The 18,773-nt window shown below is 63.6% G+C and carries 17 protein-coding genes; 13 read left to right on the plus strand and 4 right to left on the minus strand.

Features of this window, described 5'->3' with window-relative positions; genetic code table 11:
• Window positions 1-13 precede the first annotated feature (13 nt).
• Genes AC1ROK_RS04740 through AC1ROK_RS04755 form a run of 4 tightly spaced genes read right to left on the minus strand, consistent with a single transcriptional unit; the run spans window position 14 to window position 3,540 of the window.
• Window positions 14-799 (minus strand): SDR family oxidoreductase, encoded by a 786-nt coding sequence (locus AC1ROK_RS04740; RefSeq protein WP_492844329.1) that lies wholly within the window; start codon window positions 797-799, stop codon window positions 14-16.
• Window positions 800-802: 3 nt separating this feature from the next.
• Window positions 803-1,762: a Gfo/Idh/MocA family oxidoreductase gene (locus AC1ROK_RS04745; protein ID WP_492844331.1), complete on the minus strand. Its 960-nt coding sequence runs from the start codon at window positions 1,760-1,762 to the stop codon at window positions 803-805.
• A gap of 9 nt (window positions 1,763-1,771) precedes the next feature.
• The gene (locus AC1ROK_RS04750) at window positions 1,772-2,539 is read right to left on the minus strand and encodes an SDR family NAD(P)-dependent oxidoreductase (RefSeq protein WP_492844333.1); all 768 of its coding nucleotides are present in this window, start codon (window positions 2,537-2,539) and stop codon (window positions 1,772-1,774) included.
• Window positions 2,539-3,540, minus strand: coding sequence for a Gfo/Idh/MocA family protein (locus AC1ROK_RS04755; protein ID WP_492844335.1), 1,002 nt, complete (start codon window positions 3,538-3,540; stop codon window positions 2,539-2,541). The genes AC1ROK_RS04750 and AC1ROK_RS04755 overlap by 1 nt, the downstream gene beginning before the upstream one ends.
• A 254-nt stretch (window positions 3,541-3,794) precedes the next feature.
• Here AC1ROK_RS04755 and AC1ROK_RS04760 point away from each other — a divergent pair, with 254 nt between their 5' ends.
• The 13 genes from AC1ROK_RS04760 (at window position 3,795) to AC1ROK_RS04820 (ending at window position 18,771) form a co-directional block, all read left to right on the plus strand.
• Window positions 3,795-4,580 (plus strand): NAD-dependent epimerase/dehydratase family protein, encoded by a 786-nt coding sequence (locus tag AC1ROK_RS04760; protein ID WP_492844337.1) that lies wholly within the window; start codon window positions 3,795-3,797, stop codon window positions 4,578-4,580.
• A 699-nt stretch (window positions 4,581-5,279) separates the two neighbouring features.
• The gene (locus AC1ROK_RS04765) at window positions 5,280-6,095 is read left to right on the plus strand and encodes an ABC transporter substrate-binding protein (RefSeq protein WP_492844339.1); all 816 of its coding nucleotides are present in this window, start codon (window positions 5,280-5,282) and stop codon (window positions 6,093-6,095) included.
• A 71-nt stretch (window positions 6,096-6,166) separates the two neighbouring features.
• Window positions 6,167-7,057, plus strand: coding sequence for an amino acid ABC transporter permease (locus AC1ROK_RS04770; protein ID WP_492844341.1), 891 nt, complete (start codon window positions 6,167-6,169; stop codon window positions 7,055-7,057).
• Complete coding sequence (locus AC1ROK_RS04775) at window positions 7,054-7,827, plus strand: amino acid ABC transporter ATP-binding protein (protein WP_492844343.1); 774 nt, start codon at window positions 7,054-7,056, stop codon at window positions 7,825-7,827. Before AC1ROK_RS04770 ends, AC1ROK_RS04775 begins: the two co-directional genes overlap by 4 nt.
• Window positions 7,811-8,989 (plus strand): M20 family metallopeptidase, encoded by a 1,179-nt coding sequence (locus AC1ROK_RS04780; RefSeq protein ID WP_492844345.1) that lies wholly within the window; start codon window positions 7,811-7,813, stop codon window positions 8,987-8,989. The genes AC1ROK_RS04775 and AC1ROK_RS04780 overlap by 17 nt, the downstream gene beginning before the upstream one ends.
• Complete coding sequence (locus AC1ROK_RS04785) at window positions 8,986-10,323, plus strand: amidohydrolase family protein (RefSeq protein WP_492844347.1); 1,338 nt, start codon at window positions 8,986-8,988, stop codon at window positions 10,321-10,323. Before AC1ROK_RS04780 ends, AC1ROK_RS04785 begins: the two co-directional genes overlap by 4 nt.
• Before the next feature lie 125 nt (window positions 10,324-10,448).
• Window positions 10,449-11,696 (plus strand): adenosylhomocysteinase, encoded by a 1,248-nt coding sequence (locus AC1ROK_RS04790; RefSeq protein WP_492844349.1) that lies wholly within the window; start codon window positions 10,449-10,451, stop codon window positions 11,694-11,696.
• 1 nt (window position 11,697) lies between these two features.
• Window positions 11,698-12,966 carry an adenosylhomocysteinase gene (locus AC1ROK_RS04795; protein ID WP_492844351.1) on the plus strand — a complete coding sequence of 423 codons (1,269 nt, stop codon included), beginning with the start codon at window positions 11,698-11,700 and terminating at the stop codon, window positions 12,964-12,966.
• A 27-nt stretch (window positions 12,967-12,993) separates the two neighbouring features.
• A complete protein-coding gene (locus AC1ROK_RS04800; protein ID WP_492844353.1) occupies window positions 12,994-13,704 on the plus strand; it encodes a GntR family transcriptional regulator in 711 nt (236 codons plus the stop codon).
• A gap of 44 nt (window positions 13,705-13,748) precedes the next feature.
• Complete coding sequence (locus AC1ROK_RS04805; RefSeq protein WP_492844355.1) at window positions 13,749-14,690, plus strand: nucleoside hydrolase; 942 nt, start codon at window positions 13,749-13,751, stop codon at window positions 14,688-14,690.
• 595 nt (window positions 14,691-15,285) lie between these two features.
• Entirely contained in the window at window positions 15,286-16,029 is a 744-nt protein-coding gene (locus AC1ROK_RS04810; protein ID WP_492844357.1) for an FCD domain-containing protein, read from the plus strand.
• A gap of 74 nt (window positions 16,030-16,103) precedes the next feature.
• A complete protein-coding gene (locus tag AC1ROK_RS04815) occupies window positions 16,104-17,726 on the plus strand; it encodes an ABC transporter substrate-binding protein (RefSeq protein ID WP_492844359.1) in 1,623 nt (540 codons plus the stop codon).
• An 82-nt stretch (window positions 17,727-17,808) separates the two neighbouring features.
• Window positions 17,809-18,771, plus strand: coding sequence for an ABC transporter permease (locus AC1ROK_RS04820; protein ID WP_492844361.1), 963 nt, complete (start codon window positions 17,809-17,811; stop codon window positions 18,769-18,771).
• Window positions 18,772-18,773: the final 2 nt, after the last annotated feature.

Here is an 18,773-nt window from a genome sequence, read left to right on the forward strand (position 1 = left end):
TCCTCCGGAGGGGTTATTTGGCGGTGTAGCCGCCATCGATCGGGATGTTGGTGCCGGTGACGTAGGCCGAGGCGTCCGATGCGAGAAAGACGATGACGCCTTTGAGGTCGGTATCGTTGGCCATGCGGCCCAGCTGGGTGCGGGCGCTGTAGGCTTTGACGAATGGCGCCGGCTGGTTGTTGAAAAAGCCGCCCGGCGACAGGCAGTTCACGCGCACATTGTCGGCGCCCAGGATGCTCGCCGCCCAACGGGTGAAGTTGAGCATGCCGCCCTTTTCATAGTGGTAGATCGGCGAGGGGTTGGGCGTCATGTCGGTACCCTCGTAGTTCGCCATCTCGACGCCCACCATGCCCATCATCGAGCCGATATTGATGATCGAGCCGGATTTCTGCGCCCGCATGTTGCGGCCGAACAGCTCGGTGATCTTGAACAGCGCCGAGGCGTTGACGCGCAGGCTCCTGTCGAAGGCATCGAGGTCATGCGCCCAGCCATCCAGCGCCGAGCGGGTCACTGCGTTGTTGACGAGGACATCGCACCGGCCGGCCCGTGCGATCACCTCGCGGTGCAGCGCTTCGATCGAGGCGTCCGACGACAGGTCAAGCTGCAGCGCCGTGACGTCGAAGCCGCGGGCCCGCTCTTCGGCGGCCACCGCTTCGAGCTTGTTGACGTCGCGCGCCGCGATGAAGGTCTGCGCCCCGGCCTCGGCCAACGCCGCGACGATCTGCCGGCCATAGAGCCCGGCGCCGCCGGTGACCACGGCGACCTTGCCTTTGAGCGAGAAGCTCTCGAGTACCTGCATGGTTCAGTCCATCTCGCTGAGGAAAACGCGGCGCCCGCCCTGTTCGCGGCTCTCGATGCCGGCGATCACCAGTTGCATCAGCTCTCGGGTCTCCTCCCACGGCACCGGCGGCTTGCCGGTGCGCAGGTAATCGACGAAGCCGACGAGCTGGGTGCGGAACGCGTGGTAGGTGTCGGTGAACTTGAGCTGCAGCCCGGCGGCGGTGCCGGCCAGCGTCACCATGCCGAAGCCGCCGCCCATATCCTTGGTCACCTGCAGCAGCACGTCGATGCCGTCGCGGTGGCGCAGGTGGACGATATTGGAGTTCGCATCGCCGATATTCTGCACCGACACGTAGCCCGGCCCGGTGATCGGGTAGACCGTCTCCAGCGCATGGATGCCGTAGGCCTCCCACGACTTCGCCATGGTGGCGCTGACATGGCGCAACTGCCCGAGCGCGTGCGTGGCGCGGTGGTAGGGCACGTATTCCTTGGCAAAGCGCATGGCCGACGAGCTGATCAGCGGCTTGCCCTCGGCCACCCATTTCGAGAAGGTCGCGAGGTCCAGCCGGTTGTCGCAGAGCGGCTTGTCGATGAACACCGGGATGCCGGCCTCGATGAACGGCCGGGCCCGCTCGACATGCTCGAAGCCCTTGTCGGTGGCGACCAGCACCGCATCGACCTCGCCGATTACGTCCTCGGCGCGGCTGGCGATGTTGGGAATATGCGCCACCGCCGCGACCTGCTGCGCATCGGCGGGATCGTCCGTCCACACATGCGTCACCTTGGCGCCGGGAATGCCGAGCGTTCCCGCAGGTTGCTTGGCGATATAGTCCTTGATCACCGGGTATGGGCAGGCCGCGAGCGCCTTGGCGTCGTAGCTGCCGTTAATGATGATGCTCCAGGAATAGGGGTGCCCGTTGCCCTCCACCATGCCCAGCATGGCGAGACGGATTTCATCCCGGGTGATCGGTCGAACGCTCATTGAAAATCCCTACCAGGCGGTCCAGCCGCCATCGACATTGAGACAGTGCCCGGTGATGTAGCTTGCGGCATCGCTGAGCAGGAACGCCGTCGGCCCGGCCATTTCGTCCTGCCGGCCGATGCGGCCCAGCATGGTCGAGCGCGCCAGCCGGTTCATGAACTCGGCATTGTCCTGCGTCGCCTGGTGCGGGTAGGGGCCGGGCGCCACGGCATTGACGCGGATACCGGCCGGGCCGAAATGCCCGGCCATATAGCGCACCATCTGGATCAACCCGGCCTTGCCGGCGCCGTACTCGATCGGGTTGGGCGCCATGTCGCCCGGGTAGTTCGCGGGGTTCGGCGCCACCACGCCGTACATCGAGGCATAAAGCACCATCGCACCACCGGGCCCCATGTGCTTCGCCGCCTCGCGGGCGAGGATGAAGCTGCCGGTGAGGTTCAGCCGGTTGGTGCGGTCAAAATCCGCCGCCGTCAGATCCTCGAAGCGCTTGCCGGTGGAGCCGAAAGTGGCGTTCACCACGCCATGCAGCCCGCCGAATTCTTGTGCCGCGCCACGCACCGCGGCAAGGATCGAGTCCTCGTCGCCGATGTCGAGCGGCAGCGCCAGCACCCCGCCGCCGATCGCCTTGAGCTCGGCCTCGGCTGCCGCCAGTCGCTCCGGGTTGATATCGGCCAGCACCACATTGGCGCCCTCAGCGGCGAGGAGCTTGCTCACCGGCAGCGCCAGGTAGCCCGCGCCGCCGGCCATCAGAATCGTTTTGCCGCCAAAACTCAGCATCAGAGACTCACGATCCGCTTTTCGAGCCAGGATTGCTTGGCGGCCAGCGCCACCCGCAGGTTGTCACGCGCGTCGTCGAGCGTTGCCAGCCAGCAGGGCTTGCCCTCGATCGCATCGAGCATGGCGTCGGCCTGCATGCGGAAGCGGGCCTGGTGCGCTTCGGTCGGCACCAGTCCATGCATGAAGTCGCGCTCGTCCTGCCACTTGCCGCTGTCGTCGTCGGCGAATTTCAGCGTCGAGTGCTCGAGCATCAGGTTGCCCTTGGTGCCGATGAACTCGAAGCGCGCGATATTGGGCTTCTGGAACTGGTTGATGGTGACGTTGGCCATTGCCCCGCTCTGAAAGCGGATGGAAACGAGGCAGGTGTCCTCGGTATTGGTGCCCTCGAGCACCAGCCGGTCATAGAGGCAGCTGACATCGGTGGGCTTGCCCATCAGCCAGATCAGCATGTCGAACAGGTGGCTCGCCGCATCGAGAATGGCGCCGCCACCCATTTCCGGCCGCGCGTAGTAGGTGCGCTGGAAATCCGGCCGGTATTTCGGGAACTCCTGCGAGGAGTTGAGATAGGCGAGCCGCAGCGTGCCGATCTTGCCGTCGAGGATCTGCTGGCGCAGCGTCACCACTTCGTCAGCGACCCGCCGCACATAGCCGACCCGCGCCACGAGATTCTTGGAGTGGACCAGCGCCAGCGTCTCGTCGACCTCGTCCATGGTCACCGAGAGCGGTTTCTCGACGAGGAAATTGAGCCCTGCTTCGGCGCAGCGCCGCATCAGCGCCACGTGAAAATTGGCCGGCGCGCAGATCACTGCGAGGTCAAAACTCTTGAGATCTGCTTCGCCGATATCGCTATAGGTCTCGGTAATGCCGAACAGCGCCTTGGCTTCGTCGCGGCGCCCGGCATCCGGTTCGACAATGGCGAGTTGCACGCGCCCGGTCAGGCTGTAGCCCTTGAGGTGACGCCGGCCGATGCCGCCGCTCCCCACGATAAGCACCCGCTTCACCCGACGACGCCCCCTCACATGAAAACCAAGTATGTTGTTATGCTAACGGCATATTTGATGCTGTCAATCGGAGCTGCGCGCGATCGGCTGCGCAAAAAGTCGAAAGCCGTTGACGCCGCATCATGATCTGCCATGCGCCGGTTCCGCCAGACGAACCGCAGTCGAACGTACCGTTCTACTCGCTTGACTCCAGTAAAGGCATGTTATCATGCTAACGGTATATTTATTCGATCAATGCAGGGGGATGCATTCGAATGGCTACCAGACCAAAGGTTCTCGTGACCGGCGCCAGCGGCCTTATCGGCGGGCTGGTGATCCGCGATCTCTCCGACAAATATGAGTTCAGTGGGTTGAGCCGCCGGCCGGTGCCGGGGATCGTCCACACCCAGGCTGAAATCAGCGATCCAGTCGCCATTCGCAAGGCGTCTCAGGGCATGGACATGGTGCTGCACCTCGCCGCCGAGACGCACGAATACGACGACTGGGACAAGGTGATGCAGAACACCATCGGTGGCACGCTCAACATGTTCCGCGCTGCAGAGGAGGCTGGCGTGAAACGCGTGGTGTTCATGAGCACCGGCAGCACCATGTGCGGCTATGAGTGGTACGAGGGCTCGCCCTACGGCAAACTCGCCGCCAACCAGCTGCAAGCCCTGCCGCCGGGCGAGAAGCTGCTCGATTACCGCGACCCGCCGCGCCCCGACAGCTTCTATGGCGTCGGCAAGTTGTTCGGCGAGAATACCGGCCGGCTGTTCTCCGATCGCTACGGCATGTCGGTGATCTGCATCCGGCTCGGCGCCGTGCTGCCGAGCGACCAGCCCGAGCTGATCCGCCACTATCCCGGCTATCTCTCCCAGGCCGACGCGGTGCAGATGGTCGACAAGTGCCTCGATGCGCCCGACAGCGTCCGCTTCGACATCTTCGACGCCATCTCCGAGAACCAGCGCCGCTGGCGCGACACCTCGCACGCCAAACAGGTCATCGGCTGGCGCCCCACCGGCTCGGCCGACAAGTACGACATCGGCAAGCTGAGCGTTTGAGCGGCCGCTGGTTGCGATGTGCGCCGACCCGCCTTCTCCCGCAAAGGGAGAAGGCAAGAGGTGCCTACTCTCCTTCCCGCCACACCCCCGGGCCGTCACCCCGGCAAAGGCCGGGTCCGCCCGCACGCGTCTGTGGTGATCGAGCCGAGTTCTATCGCTGGGCCAGGGCCGCGCTCTGCCGCCTTGCTCTTCGCGGCCCGGGCTGCCTGAATCCTGGGCAGGATCGAGTAGAAGGGAAGCGCTGCCAAGCTCCCGCGCACGAAGATGAAAAAGGCAGAGCTTGAAGAGCTGAAGGCCAAGTTGCCCTGCGCTACGGTGCTGGAACGCGCCGGCTTCGCCCTCGACGTCCTCGATGCCGGCCGGGTGCGTCGCTCGAGCGAAAGCGCATACTCACGATGCCTCCGCTGTGGCCTGGGCCATGATGTCGTTGGCCACCCCCTCATCAGCGCTCGGTGCGGTGATGAACTGGCGATCCCTGACATCCCACTTTGCGGCCAAGCTGAACCGGCGCCAACGGGTTATGGACACAAGTCAGCGGCTACATACCCGTAAAGCCCCCGGCGCGCAGGACGCCATGCCTTTCTGAGGCGACCTCCTCGCATCCCGACCTACCGCCAGGTCATTTTCGACGCCAAAAAGGATCGTTCTTGACTCCGGTGTAAGATTGTAAGACAAAGTTACACAGAGAGGGAGAAGAGAATGATGAGACTGAGTTTTGTCAGCGCATTGCTGATGTGTGCTACCGCTGCGACAGCCCAGGAATTGCCAAACGCCTGCCAAGGGCTAGATGCAGCCTGGGAAGCGCCGGGCACCTTGACCGTCGCAACCGAGCAGCCTGTGTATCCGCCGTGGTTCATCGGCAACAATCTGACCTCGGGCGAGGGCTATGAAGGCTCGATGGTCTATGAGATCGCCAAGCGCCTCGGCCTGAAAGCCGATCAGGTTAAGTGGGTGGTGACACCCTACCCAACCTCCTACGCTCCAGGCGCCAAGGCTTGGGATTTCTTCGTCGGGCAGATTTCAATCACGGAGGAGCGTGCCAAGAACGTCACCTTCAGCTTCGGGTACTTCGAGGCCTATCCGGCGATCGTGGTGCTCAACGGTACGCCGGCGTCTGAGGTCAAGACCGTTGCCGACGTGCAGCCTCTGCAACTTGGCGCCGTGATTGGCAACACGCAGGTCGAGTTCATCGCCAGTCAGGTCAAGCCGGCACAGCAGACCAAAATCTTCAACAGCCTTAACGACGCTGCTGCCGCTCTCATCGCCGGGCAGATCGACGGCTTTGTCACGGATGTCACCATAGCTGCCTACATGAGCGCGCTGCAGATCCCCAATTCAACGGTAGTTGGTCGCTTCGCTTCGGGTGGTGCCGAGTTCGGCCTGGTGTTCGAGGGCGGATCGCCTTTGGCGCCCTGCATCGACGCCGTACTCGACGGCATGAAGCAGGATGGCACGCTCAACGCTGCCGCGGCCAAGTGGCTGAACGACTACAACCAGATCCCGGTGATCGAGTAGCCGCCGCGCCCTTCACAGGCCGCCCATGTCTACGAAGGCCTGGAAATCAGCGAGCAGAACTGGGTGATCCCTTGGAAAACGCATATACACCTCTCACCTTCGAGGAGGCTCTCGGTCGGCCGAGGCGTGCTCGTCTGCTCGATGGCATTCACCCGACCGCCGTTGCAGTCATCAGCACGCTAGCGGTGTTCGGTGGGCTCTTTGCCGTGTTCTGGCTCGCGCCGGGTTCGGAAGCAGTGCGGCGCAGCTTTTTCGATCCGTCCCATATGTGGGCAGCCCTCATCGGCGACGAAGCTCGGGGCCGTCCCGGCATACTGGGTGGTCTGGTACTCAACATCCAGATGTTCGTTGTGGCCGAAGTGCTGATCCTGATCGTGGGTCTCGGCCTGGCGCTCTGTCGGCTGACCACCAGCCCCGTGACGCTACCTCTGCGGGTGCTGTCCAATATCTACACGGACATCTTTCGGGGCGTGCCGGGCCTCCTGGTCATCTTCATCCTCGGCTTCGGCATTCCCGCACTGAACCTGGGCGTCCTTTCCCATCAGCCACCGTGGGTCTATGGTGTCGTCGCCCTGACCCTGACGTATTCCGCCTTCGTGTCAGAAGTCTTCCGCGCCGGCATCCAGTCGGTGCATCCCAGCCAGTTGGCCAGCGCCCGTTCGCTCGGCATGACGCATATGCAGGGCATGCGCTACGTCGTGCTGCCACAGGCCGTGCGCCGGGTGTTTCCACCCCTGCTCAATGACTTCATCGCCTTGCAGAAGGACACCTCCGTGGTGTCGTTCCTCGGCGCGGTCGAGGCAGCACGTGCCGCCCAGATCTACGCGGCATCCACCTTCAATTATTCGAGCTACGTGATGACCGCGATCATCTTCCTGATCCTGACGGTGCCGCTTTCGCGCTGGGCTGACACGCTGGTGCGCAACCAGGGCCACAATCCTGCGTCGGGAGCCGACAAATGAGTCGGAGCGACCAGGTCGTGCCGGCGATCGATATTGTCGATGTTACCAAGAGCTACAGCGCTCTGCGCGTGCTCGACGGCGTGACGCTCGCCGTCAATCCGGGAGAAGTCATGTGCCTGATCGGGCCGTCGGGCTCCGGCAAGAGCACGCTGCTCCGCCTCATCAACCATCTCGATACGTTTGAGGGTGGCGACATCAAGCTGTGGGGCTATTCGATCCGCGAGGATCGTGTCGACGTGAATCGCCTGCGCCAGCGGGTCGGCATGGTGTTCCAGGCCTACAACCTGTTTCCCCATCTGACCGCGATGGAAAATGTCGCCCTGGCGCCGATGAAATGCCTCGGCATGCCGCGGGCCCAGGCCATGCAGCAGGCGCAGGCGCTGCTCGACCGCTTCAACCTGGGCCCCAAGGCCTCAGAATATCCCGATCGCCCATCCGGCGGACAGCAGCAGCGCGTGGCGATTGTCCGATCGCTGGCCATGAAGCCACGCGCACTGCTGCTGGACGAAGTGACGAGCGCTCTCGATCCCCAACTGGTTGGCGAAGTCCTGTCGCTGCTTACCGAGCTGGCCCACGACGGCATGACCATGATCCTGGCGACCCATGAGATGCGCTTTGCCGCTGACGTGGCGCATCGCGTTGCGTTTCTGGATGGTGGGCGCGTGGTCGAGATCGGACCTCCCGATCAGATATTCCGTGCGCCCAAAGAGGCGCGTACCCGCGAATTCCTGGTGCGCACGATTGGGCAGGGCAATGACCGCGGCGTCTAACATCGAGCTGATTCAGCTGCTGCGCGCGCTGGTCGGCAGCGACAGCCGCAATCCGGGGGCCAGTGAGCAGCTTGTCGCAGGCGTCGTTGCCGCTTTCTGCGCGACGGCGGGACTGGAGTTCAGCGTACTCGCCTCCGGTCCCCGAGCCAATGTTGCTGTTACCATCGGAGCAGGGCCGCCGGACCTGCTTCTGGTCGGGCATATGGACACGGCCCCGACCGACGAGGCGGCCTGGGACTCAAAACGGCCACTCGAACTGCAAGTCAGCGGCGATCTGTTAATTGGCCTGGGCGTGACCGGCATGAAGGGCGCGCTGGCAGCCGCCCTCCTGGCGATGCGCAACCTCAAGGGCCGGGCATCGGGCCGTGTTGATCTCGTCCTGTGCGCTGACAAGGAGATGGGCTCGACGCTAGGGATAAAGCGATTGGTGCGCGAGCAGAAAGTCAACGGACAGGCAGCTATTGTCCTAGGGCCCGCCAGCATCGGCAGGAACAGTTGGGAGCGTCTCTACGTGGCCCAGTGTGGCACCGTGGCCTACTGGATTGAGGCGACCGGTGCCGCCGGCCACAGTTCGCTGCCGGTTCCGACTGGAGCGCGGGCGGTCGATGCCCTGCGCCTCGCCATGGACCTGATCGACCAACGCTGCACCCTCAACAATGCGGTTTCAGCTATCGACGGTACTCCCGCACTGGTCAGTATCGGCGCCTGTCTCGGCGCGGGTGTCGTCCCAACGCTCTATAGCCCCACCGCTCGCGCGTCAGTCGAAGTCCGGACCCTGCCGGGTCAGACGGAGGCCGAGGTCGTTTTGGCGCTCAATGCGGCGCTGGACGACCCGCGCGTGAAAGGTCGCGTAAGCTTGTTGCCGGCTGCCGGCAGTGAGACTTGGCTCCCGCCTTCTGGTGATGCCCAAGACACGCGTGTGATGCGTGCTGCTGCAAGGGCAATGGATCAAGTATTGGGCCGCGTACCGCCCCTTGCGGTGTTCCCGGCCTCGACCGATGCGGGCTTTCTAAGTGAAGCGGGAATCCCGTCGTTGCCGGCGTTCGGGCCCGGCACGCTGGCCGCTGCGCATAGGCCGCATGAATGGCTCCTTGCCTCCGACCTTTCTCTCGCCGTGCCCCTGATCGAGGCTACGGTCCTCTCTTACGGTGAACTTCAATGAGCAAGTATCACGCCCTTGTCGGCGTAGACGCCATCACCCCCGCCGGCCTTGCCAGGGACGTCGTCGTCACTTGGGACGAACAGGGCATCATCACCGCCATCGAGCCCCGGCAGCAATGGCAGGCGCGGTCGCGTGACGCCGAGACCGAGGTAATCGACGGCTTGGGTCGTCTGGCGGCGCCCGGTCTGGTCAATGCGCATTGCCACGCTGTTATGGTGCCCGAACGTGGCGTGGGTGACGGCCTGCCCCTGTTCGAATGGCTTGAAGCCGTCTGGAGCATCGAGAAGCGCCTGAGTCTGGAAGACATGGTGATGGCCAATCGCCTCGCCTATGCCGAGATGATCGCCGGCGGCATCACCACGGTCATCGATACCTACATGTATAACGACACCCTGCTGGAGACCTTTGCGGCGTCCGGCATGAAGGGCGCGTTGTCGACCACGCTTGTCGAGCGGTCCGACGCCCTGTTCACGCCCGATGCGATCAGCGGCCGCGTGCCGCAGACGCCCGAAGAGGCTCTGGACATGGCCACCCGCTGGGACGGCGCCGCCGGCGGACGCATCCGCATGCAGGTTTCGGTTCATGCCGTCTACAGCGGTGGCGACGCTTTCCTGCGCCGCGCCATTGCCGATGCGCAGCGAGTCAACCTCCCGTTCCATATCCACCTGAGCGAGACCGCGCGCGAAGTGCGCGAATGCAGGGCACGCAGCGGCGGCCTTTCACCCATCGAACTTGTGCAGAGCCTTGGCGGCTTTGAAAGTGACGTGCTGGCTGTTCATTGCGTGCATCTCGACGATCAGGATATCGCCATTCTGGCAGCCAGCGAAAGGACTTCTGTGGTCCATTGTCCCGGCAGCAACCTGCGATTGGGAAGCGGTATTGCTCCTGTCGCCCGACTGGCCCGGGCCGGAGTACGGGTCTGCATCGGCACGGACGGGCCGGCGAGCAACGACACACTTTCAATGTTGCGCGAAATGTATATCGCGACGGTCCTCCAGCGTGGGTCGACAATGGATCCTACGGCAGTGACGGCCAAGCAGGCTCTCGGCTTCGCCACGCAAAACGGCGCCATCGCTGCAGGGCACGCCCGGTCCGGTGCCATACTCATCGGTCGGACGGCTGACATCGTGCTCTACGATCGCTCGGCCCTGCACTGGTTCCCGGTCGACGACCCCATTGTGGGACTGGCCCTCTGTGCGCGCGAAAGCGATGTGCGGCAGGTGTTTGTCGATGGCAGGCAAATCTATCGCGACGGCAAGCATCTGACTTTGGATGTCACTGAAGCGAAGGCCTACGTGCAGGATCGCCTTGATCATCTGAGGAAAGCTTCATGACTCAACCCGCGATGAACAGGCGGGCAGAGCCTACCTTCGACTGGAGGGTGCAGCGCGCCACCGAGCGGATCGTGCCAAGCCAACTCTAAGCCATGATCCCATTCCGAGAAAACAAGGTGAATTCTATGTCGTCCAGTATCCTCAACGCGGGCCTTGCGCCGCTGGGTCAGGGCAAGATTGATTGGGTGGAAGCCCGCGCGCCGGTCATGAAGGCCATTGGCGAAACAGTCCTCAGCGATGGCTCACTCAAGGGCGTTCGTCTTGGCCTGAACATGCCAATTGAGCCTAAGGTAGCCTTCATGTGCATCACGCTCGCCCGCGCCGGCGCCGACGTGACTGTCAGCACCAAGCCCTATTACGTGCATGACGACGTTGCGGCCGCCCTGGCGCAGAACGGCGTCAGCGTGCATGGCCGCTCCGATACGCCGGTCAGTGACCCCTATCGCGAACTCGAAGCCCTGCTGGCCTCGCGCCCGCATATCCTGATGGATGGCGCCGGCAACCTGGGCAAGATGATCCACACCACCCACACCCACCTGCTCGAAGACCTGCGCGCCATCAGCGAGGAAACCACTAGCGGTGTCACGCGCTTCAAGACCATGCATGAAGCCGGCGAACTCAAGGTGCCGGTCATGGCCGCCAACGACGCGCGCATGAAGTATCTGTTCGACAACCGCTATGGCACCGGCCAGTCCGGCGTGACCTCTCTGCTCAGCGCCACCAACATGATGATCGGCGGCAAGCGCGTCGCCGTCTACGGCTTCAGCTGGGTTGGCAAAGGTCTTGCCCGCTATCTGTCGGGTCTGGGCGCACATGTGACCGTGGTCGAGATCGATCCGGTCATCGCACTCGAAGCCTATGCGGAAGGCTATGAAGTGGCCGACCATAAGCAGGCCGCCATCGACTGCGAGGTCCACATCACCGCCACCGGCACGCCGCTGACCATCGGCCAAGTTGCCATCGAGAACCTGCGCGACGGCGCTATTCTCGAAAATGTCGGTGGGATCGACACCGAGATCGACACCGAGGCGCTGCTGGCCCTGACCGTCCGCATCGACCGCATCCGCCCGCATATGGACGCGCATCGCCTGCACGATGGGCGCACCATCTACGTTATGGGCCAAGGCAAGGTTTTCAACCTGACGACAGCGGCAGAAGGCCATCCAATCGAGATCATGGATCTCACTTTCGGCATCCAGTTGCTCTGCATGCATCATCTAGCGCGCCATGCCGGTTCGATGGCCGCTGGCGTGCACGAAATTCCCGCCGAATTCGACGAACGCGTCGCCCGCGTCAAGCTCGAGGCCCTGGGCCTGCGGGTGGGCGAGCTGACCAACCGCCAGCGCAGCCTGATGAGCGATTGGAGGAACTGAGATGAGCGCGCCCCTACCTCCCCATTCGATCGCCGACATCGCGCTGGCGCCGGCTGGCGACGTGAAGATCGAGTGGGCAGCGCGCCACTCGCCGGTGCTCAATCATCTGTCGAAAACCACGCTGGCCCCGGGCTCACTCAAGGGCGTGCGCATCGGCATGGCCATCCATCTCGAGGCCAAGACCGCCTGGCTTGCCTGCATCCTCAATAATGCCGGGGCTGAAGTCACTGTGGGCGGCAGCAATCCGGTGTCGACGCAGGACGACATCTGCGCCGCGTTGGTGCGCCGCGGCATCGGTGTCTTCGCCCACCATGGTGCCGGTGCCAATCAGTTCGATGCCGACGCCGTCGGCGTAATCGGACAGGCTCCGGACGTGCTGATCGATGACGGTGCCGCGCTCGGCCGTCGCCTGCTCACTCATCGTCCCGAAACTATGCAGCGCCTGCGCGGCATTTCCGAGGAGACGACAACGGGCCGGGTGCGCTACTCGGCGATGCAGGCCGAAGGTCGCCTCGGCTGCCCCGTCTTCATCGCCAACGATGCCCAGTGCAAGCACCTGTTCGACAACCGCTTCGGCACCGGCCATTCCTCGCTGGCCGCCATCCTGGCCAAGACCAACCGCTTTGTGACCGGCTCGCGCGTCGGCGTGGTCGGCTTCGGTTGGGTCGGTCGCGGCATAGCCCGCTACTTTGCCGGCATGGGTGCCCGCGTCATCGTCAGCGAGCCCGATCCGGTCAAGCTGCTCGAGGCCTGGGCCGAGGGGCATGAAGTGGCCGATACCCGCGGCCTGGCGCAAGCCGCCGACATCATCGTCACGACGACGGGCGGTTTGCACGCCATCGGTCGGCAGCACATCGACGCCCTGCGCGACGGCGTCGTGCTGTCCAATGCCGGTCACAGTGCCGAAGAGGTCGACCTGAGCGCGCTGGCCGAGTTGGCCGTCCAACGCTCGAGCGTCCGCGATGGCGTGGAGGGCTACCGGCTGGCCGATGGACGCACCATCTTTGTCATTGAAGGAGCCGAACAGGTGAATGTCGCTCGCTTCGACGGCCACCCGATCGAAGTGATGGACCTGACTTTCGCCGTTCAGGCCCTATCGGCTCACCACCTCGCCCATAACGGGGCCAGGCTGAGGCCTGGCGTCCAGCCGCTGCCGGCGGCCATCGACCACCAGGTTGCGCTGGCCAAGCTCGCCTCGCTGGGCTGCACGCCTGAGGCTCTGTCGCCGGAACAGGTGGACTACTTCAAGCAGTGGGCAGACGTAGCCTGATAAAGGCGGGTAAGAACGGCTATGGTAATGGGCAAGAAGAGCGGACCGATGGCGGGCAATTTCGGCATCGTGCCGACGTCGACCGTGGCGCAGGTGGTTGACCGCCTGCGCTCAGCTATCCTCAATGGCGAACTTGACGTTGGCCAGCGCCTCAAGGAGGTGGATTTCGCTCAGGCCGTTGGCGTGTCCCGCCCGACCATACGCGAAGCCACGCGTATCCTCGAACAGGAGGGGCTCGTCACTCACAAGCCCAATTACGGCGCGACCGTTCGTCGGCTGGGCCGCGATGAAACCATAGACCTCATCGGCTTTCGGGAGGTCATCGAGCTTGCAGCGCTGGAGCGTCTGCTCGTGTCGCCGCAACGCGTGGCAATAGAACAGCAGATGGCGCTGGCGATCGAGAATATGGCCAGCGCCTCGGCTGCTGGCGACTTCGCCGCCGTGTACGTTCACGACACGAGCTTTCACAAGGCTCTGGTGTCGGCGATCGGCAATGCCCGCATCGAAAGCCATTACGAAACCATCCGCAACGAGCTCAAGGTCATCATCAACTGGACCCAGAGCTACCCGAACGGGCTGGATTCGGTCGCGGCCGACCATGAAACTGTACTCAAGGCGATCCAAGGCACGTCGATCGAGCAGGCACGCGCAGCGATCCATCATCATCTGGCGGAAGGCCTTGATATGGTTCTGACCGCCCTGGACCGTATCGACGCTGGCGCCGACCGCAGCAAGTAGGCCAGCGCGCGGCTGCCGCATCCCAAGGTCGAGAAGGGGCTGTCATGTCCGAGCGACTGATCATCGACTGCGATCCGGGCATCGACGATGCCATTGCCATCTCCCTGGCGCTCAATTCCCCGGAGGTGGAATTGCGTGGCCTCACCACAGTGTTCGGCAACGCCAATATTGGCATCACAACCCGCAACGCCCGCACGTTGTTACGCCTCGCGGGCCGTGCTGACCTGCCGGTGGGCCGTGGCGCAGGCACCCCGCTGATCGGGCACTATACCGATGGCGTGGTTGCCCACATCCACGGCCATGACGGACTTGGCGATGCAGATGTACAGCGTCATCCCGCCGACGACGTGGACGACGAGCTGACCGCCGTCGAACTGCTGCGCCGCGAAGTGCTGGCCGCGCCCAATGCATTGACCATCCTGGCGGTGGGGCCGCTGACCAATGTGGCGTTGTTTGCCCGGCTCTACCCCGACGTGGCGCGCCAGGTGCGCCGCGTGATCATCATGGGCGGCGCGGTACTCGGCGCGGGCAACGTAACGCCCGGCGCTGAGGCCAATATCCACAATGACCCCGAAGCGGCCGAGATCGCACTATCCTTTGGCTGGGATGTCAGTCTCATTGGGCTCGACGTGACAGAAAACGTCGTGCTCACGGCCGAACATCTCCGCCGCATTGGGATGAAGCATGACGTGTTGGCTCGAGCCATTCCACTCTACCAGCGTTTTGCCAGGAATGCCGATGGCGTCGACGGCATTATGGCGCATGATCCTACTGCTCTGGTCTTCATGCTCCGGCCCGAGCTGTTTGACACGGTGACGGCGCCGGTGCGCGTGGAACTGACAGGGCTGGGTCGCGGCAAAACGTGGGCCATCACACGCCGCGCAGACTGGATTCCGGAGCCATGGCGCGACCGACCGGGTGTGCAATACGCCCTGGCGTCGGACAGCAAAGCGGTTGCTGCCCTGATCACCGAGCGACTTTCCTAGACCGACGGGAGCGTGAAAGTCGCGACTAGGTCGCGCCGGTCGCCCGGTAGGGCGGGCGCAATCGCCCCTGGCGATGCTCTCGATCGGCCGTGCCACGCGAGCGATTGGACGCCTCATAAGTGGGGACAGGCCGAGGCCAAGCGCAGCTGGGACAAAGGTCGCGGCGCGCCCACCGTCGGAACCCGGAATACTGGTGGCCGGGGCCTCCACATTCGCCGGCAGGTGAGCGGTTTCCAGCCCTGATTGTGGAAGATTCACCAGCTCAAAATCCCCGGATATCCTGACTTTGTTCCGCCTGACGAACCCTCGGGCCACTCCGGCAGCCGTCGCTTGACCACCCCAAACTGATATGTTGTTATGTTAATGACATATGCAGGCCACCAGGGGGAAATTGGTGACGCAGCGGGACGATATCGTCGATCGGATGCGCGCTGGCCGCGCCCCGTTCCGCACATGTGTCCCTCCCTTCCGTCGACAGCCGTTACCGCCACGTTCACGGCAATCGCGGCAGTTTGGTCGACCAAAACAGAAAAATTTGACACCATATGACAAGCTATGGTTCCCTAAAGCGGTAGAGGACTGGGGAACCGCTGACATGGCGACCGAAGCTGCCGAGATTGCGCAGGCGCTGGCTGAGGACATCCACTCGGGCGTGATCAAGGCCGGAGAGATGATCCCGTCCGAGCGCGACCTGTGCGAGCGCTTCGCTGTCGGGCGCACTGTGGTGCGCGAGGCCATCACCATGCTCGAGGGCATGAAGCTGATCGAACAGCGCAAGGGCTTCCGCCCCCGCGTCGTCACGCCAACGCTGGCCCAGGCCATGGCCGGGGCTGCCGAGGCGGCGCGCTTCTTCTTTCGCGGCAGCGAGGGCAATGCCCATCTGGAGCAGGCCCGGTTCTTTCTCGAAATGAGTCTGGTCCGCTACGCCGCCCAGTACGCCACGCAGGCGCAGCTGGGCAAAATGCTGGCGGCCATCGAGGCATGCGAGCGCGCCATCGGCAGCTACCCGCAGTTCCGCGAGGCCGACCTCCGCTTCCATCGCACGCTCGCCGAAGTGCCGGGCAACCCGATCTTCGTTGCGCTGCACGATGCGTTCGTTGATCGCCTGATGCGCCGCCGCGAGGCGCCGGTCGATGTCATGACCCATAACCGGCGCAGCAATGACGAGCATCGCGCCATCGTCACCGCTCTCGTCGCCCGCGACGAGCAGGAGGCGGTCAGGGTGCTGACCGTTCACCTGTCGCGCAACTACGCCACCTACATGCGCCAAGCCCTTGTCGGGATTGAATCGCTTGTCGGCACCGAACCACGTGCGGCCGTTTCCACCTCGGAGGGATGAGGGGAAGGCCGGCGCCGTCGGGGTCCACGGGATCGTGGATCACTATCCGTGAGTTAAACAGGGAACCCATTCACATGAAGAAATTGCTGGCACTTGGCATGGCGCTGCTCATGTCGACTTCGGCGATCGGCACCGCATCCGCGCAGGCCACCAACAACAATCCGCTTTCGGACGTGCGCGTCCGCCAGGCCCTGGCCTATGCCATCGACATGCAGACCATCATCGACACCATCTTCGATGGCAACGCCATCAAGGCGGTCGGCATGCTGCCCAACGGCCCGTTCAAGAACCCCGACCTCAACCCCTACGACTACAATCCGGACAAGGCGCGCGAGCTGCTCAAGGAAGCCGGCTGGGATTCGAGCCGCACCCTCGAGATGGTCTACTACTACGACGACCAGATCACCGCGAACCTGATGCAGGCGCTGCAGGCCTATTTCGCCGATGTCGGCATCAACATGAATGCGCGCCTGCTGACCGGCGACGTCGCCAAGACCCTCGGCGCCATCCCGCCGAACCCGACCGACAAGTCGCTCGTTTCCTGGGACCTCGGCTATGGCGCCCGCGCCGCCATCGTCATGCAGGAATATTACAACGACTACGCCACCGGCAAAGCCAGCTCCGACCAGTTCCCGGGCACCCCCGAGATGGACGCAGCCATCGCCGCGACCAATGCCAGCATCGATCCGGAGAAGCAGAAGGAAGCCTTCTTCGCCATCGAAAAGCTGATGAACGACAACGTCTACACCGTGCCGCTCTACTACCAGCAGCTGTTCACGGTGGAGAGCGACCGGCTGAACCGCAACGGCGCCCCCTATGGCAACGAGCAGTTCAACTACAACTGGGATATCCAGAACTGGACCGTCGAGCCCGACGCCTCGGGCAAGCACGTGTTCTACACCAACGGCGCGCCGGTCGATTACTTCGAGCATCCGTGGGCCAATCTCGGCCTGTGGGTCGGCAACCGCTTCGTCTTCGATCGCCTGCTGTTTGCCAACCCGACCATGACCGGCATTGCCGGAGGCGACCTCGCCGAGAGCTACACGGTCAGCGACGACGGCAAGACCGTGACGCTGACGCTGCGCGACAACATCAAGTGGCACGATGGCGAGCCGATCACCGTCGACGACGTCACCTGGAGCTTCGAGGCGGCCTTGTTCGTGCCGAACCTGCATGGCGTGGTGGGCAAGACCCTCAACGCGCTCGAGGGGGCTGCCGACTATGTGGCCAAGAAAGCCGAGCACATCTCGGGCATCACGACCGAAGGCAATACCATCACGCTGAAGTTCGCGACGCTCGACCCGAACGTTCTGATCTCGCTCAGCCAGTTCGCACCGCTGCCCAAGAAGTACTTCGAGGGCACCGATCCGACCGTGCTGCAGCAGAACGCCTTCTGGCAGAAGCCCGTCGGTTCCGGCCCGTTCAAGGTCGATACCGTGGCCTTCGGTGACTATGCCTCGCTGCTGCCGTTCGACGACTACTTCCTCGGCAAGCCCAAGATCGAGCAGGTCGTGGCCTTCGCCAGCGCCGACGGTGACGTCAACATGGTCAAGAACGCTGCGGCCAACCGCATCGACTTCGCCATCACCAAGGTCACCAGCGACGTGAAGGCATTGAAGGACATGCCGCACATGAAGCTGACGCCGATGGATATCCCCTACACCCGCATGATGTGGATCAACACTTACGACAAGTAAGTTCTGATCAGCTCCGGATGCCGCGGCTGGTCCGCGGCATCCGCCCCTCCTTCCAGCTCAGTCGACCTAAGGAAACAGCCGCGTGCTAGCCTACGTCATCAGGCGCGTTCTGATCATGATCCCGATGGCCATCGCCATCAGCTTCCTGATCTATCTCGGTCTCGACGCGACCCCCGGCGACGCCGTCTCCTTCATGCTGAGCCCCGAACAGATGTCGGGCGCCAATCCCGAACGCCTCGAGGAACTGCGCGAAGCGCTCGGTCTCAACCAGCCGCTGTTCGTCCGCTACTTCATCTGGCTGTGGGGCCTCTTGCAGGGCAACTTCGGCTACACCCTCACCGGCGGCGTGCCGATCTCCGACCTGTTGGCGCGGCGCCTGCCCGCGACGTTGGAGCTCGCCGCGATAGCCCTGGTGCTCTCGACCGTGTTCGGCTCCATCCTGGGCATTATCAGCGCGCTGCGGCGTGGCTCGGCCACCGACAACACGCTGACCGTGGTCGGCATGGTCGGTGTTTCCATCCCCGAATTCTTCTTCGGCCTCATCGCCATCACCGTGTTCGCGCTGAACCTCGGCTGGCTGCCGGTCGGCGGCCGCTCGATGCCGCAATACGTCACTTTCTGGGATCGGTTGCCGCACCTGGTGATGCCGTCTTTGGTGCTGTCGATCATGATGACGGCCGGGGTCATGCGCTATGCGCGCGCCGCCATGCTCGATGCGCTCAACAAGGATTTCATCAAGACCGCCCGCTCCAAGGGCCTGCCGGAATGGCGGGTCAACCTGCTGCACGGCTTTCGCGTCGCGCTCACCCCGGTGGTCGTCCTCATCGGCTTCCGCCTGCCGGCGCTGATCGGCGGCTCGGTGATCGTCGAGCAGGTGTTCCAGTGGCCCGGCGTCGGCAGCCTGTTCGTCCTCTCGGTGCGTAACCAGGATTATCCGGTGGTGATGGCCATCGCGCTGATCTCGGTGGTCACCGTGCTCGTCGTCAGCGTCGTTATCGATGTCTTGACCGCCATCATCGATCCACGCGTCCGGTTGGGGAACTAGCC

Source organism: Devosia sp. GW821-FHT12F11 (assembly GCF_058806655.1).

What these genes read in the sequence shown, in the direction of transcription:
- AC1ROK_RS04745 (WP_492844331.1), bottom strand. Translation starts at nt 1,762, where the DNA reads ATGAGCGTTCGACCGATCACCCGGGATGAAATCCGTCTCGCCATGCTG.
- AC1ROK_RS04810 (WP_492844357.1), top strand. Translation starts at nt 15,286, where the DNA reads ATGGCGACCGAAGCTGCCGAGATTGCGCAGGCGCTGGCTGAGGACATC.
- AC1ROK_RS04780 (WP_492844345.1), top strand. Translation starts at nt 7,811, where the DNA reads ATGACCGCGGCGTCTAACATCGAGCTGATTCAGCTGCTGCGCGCGCTG.
- AC1ROK_RS04795 (WP_492844351.1), top strand. Translation starts at nt 11,698, where the DNA reads ATGAGCGCGCCCCTACCTCCCCATTCGATCGCCGACATCGCGCTGGCG.
- AC1ROK_RS04750 (WP_492844333.1), bottom strand. Translation starts at nt 2,539, where the DNA reads ATGCTGAGTTTTGGCGGCAAAACGATTCTGATGGCCGGCGGCGCGGGC.
- AC1ROK_RS04815 (WP_492844359.1), top strand. Translation starts at nt 16,104, where the DNA reads ATGAAGAAATTGCTGGCACTTGGCATGGCGCTGCTCATGTCGACTTCG.
- AC1ROK_RS04740 (WP_492844329.1), bottom strand. Translation starts at nt 799, where the DNA reads ATGCAGGTACTCGAGAGCTTCTCGCTCAAAGGCAAGGTCGCCGTGGTC.
- AC1ROK_RS04790 (WP_492844349.1), top strand. Translation starts at nt 10,449, where the DNA reads ATGTCGTCCAGTATCCTCAACGCGGGCCTTGCGCCGCTGGGTCAGGGC.
- AC1ROK_RS04760 (WP_492844337.1), top strand. Translation starts at nt 3,795, where the DNA reads ATGGCTACCAGACCAAAGGTTCTCGTGACCGGCGCCAGCGGCCTTATC.
- AC1ROK_RS04765 (WP_492844339.1), top strand. Translation starts at nt 5,280, where the DNA reads ATGATGAGACTGAGTTTTGTCAGCGCATTGCTGATGTGTGCTACCGCT.
- AC1ROK_RS04805 (WP_492844355.1), top strand. Translation starts at nt 13,749, where the DNA reads ATGTCCGAGCGACTGATCATCGACTGCGATCCGGGCATCGACGATGCC.
- AC1ROK_RS04800 (WP_492844353.1), top strand. Translation starts at nt 12,994, where the DNA reads ATGGGCAAGAAGAGCGGACCGATGGCGGGCAATTTCGGCATCGTGCCG.
- AC1ROK_RS04775 (WP_492844343.1), top strand. Translation starts at nt 7,054, where the DNA reads ATGAGTCGGAGCGACCAGGTCGTGCCGGCGATCGATATTGTCGATGTT.
- AC1ROK_RS04785 (WP_492844347.1), top strand. Translation starts at nt 8,986, where the DNA reads ATGAGCAAGTATCACGCCCTTGTCGGCGTAGACGCCATCACCCCCGCC.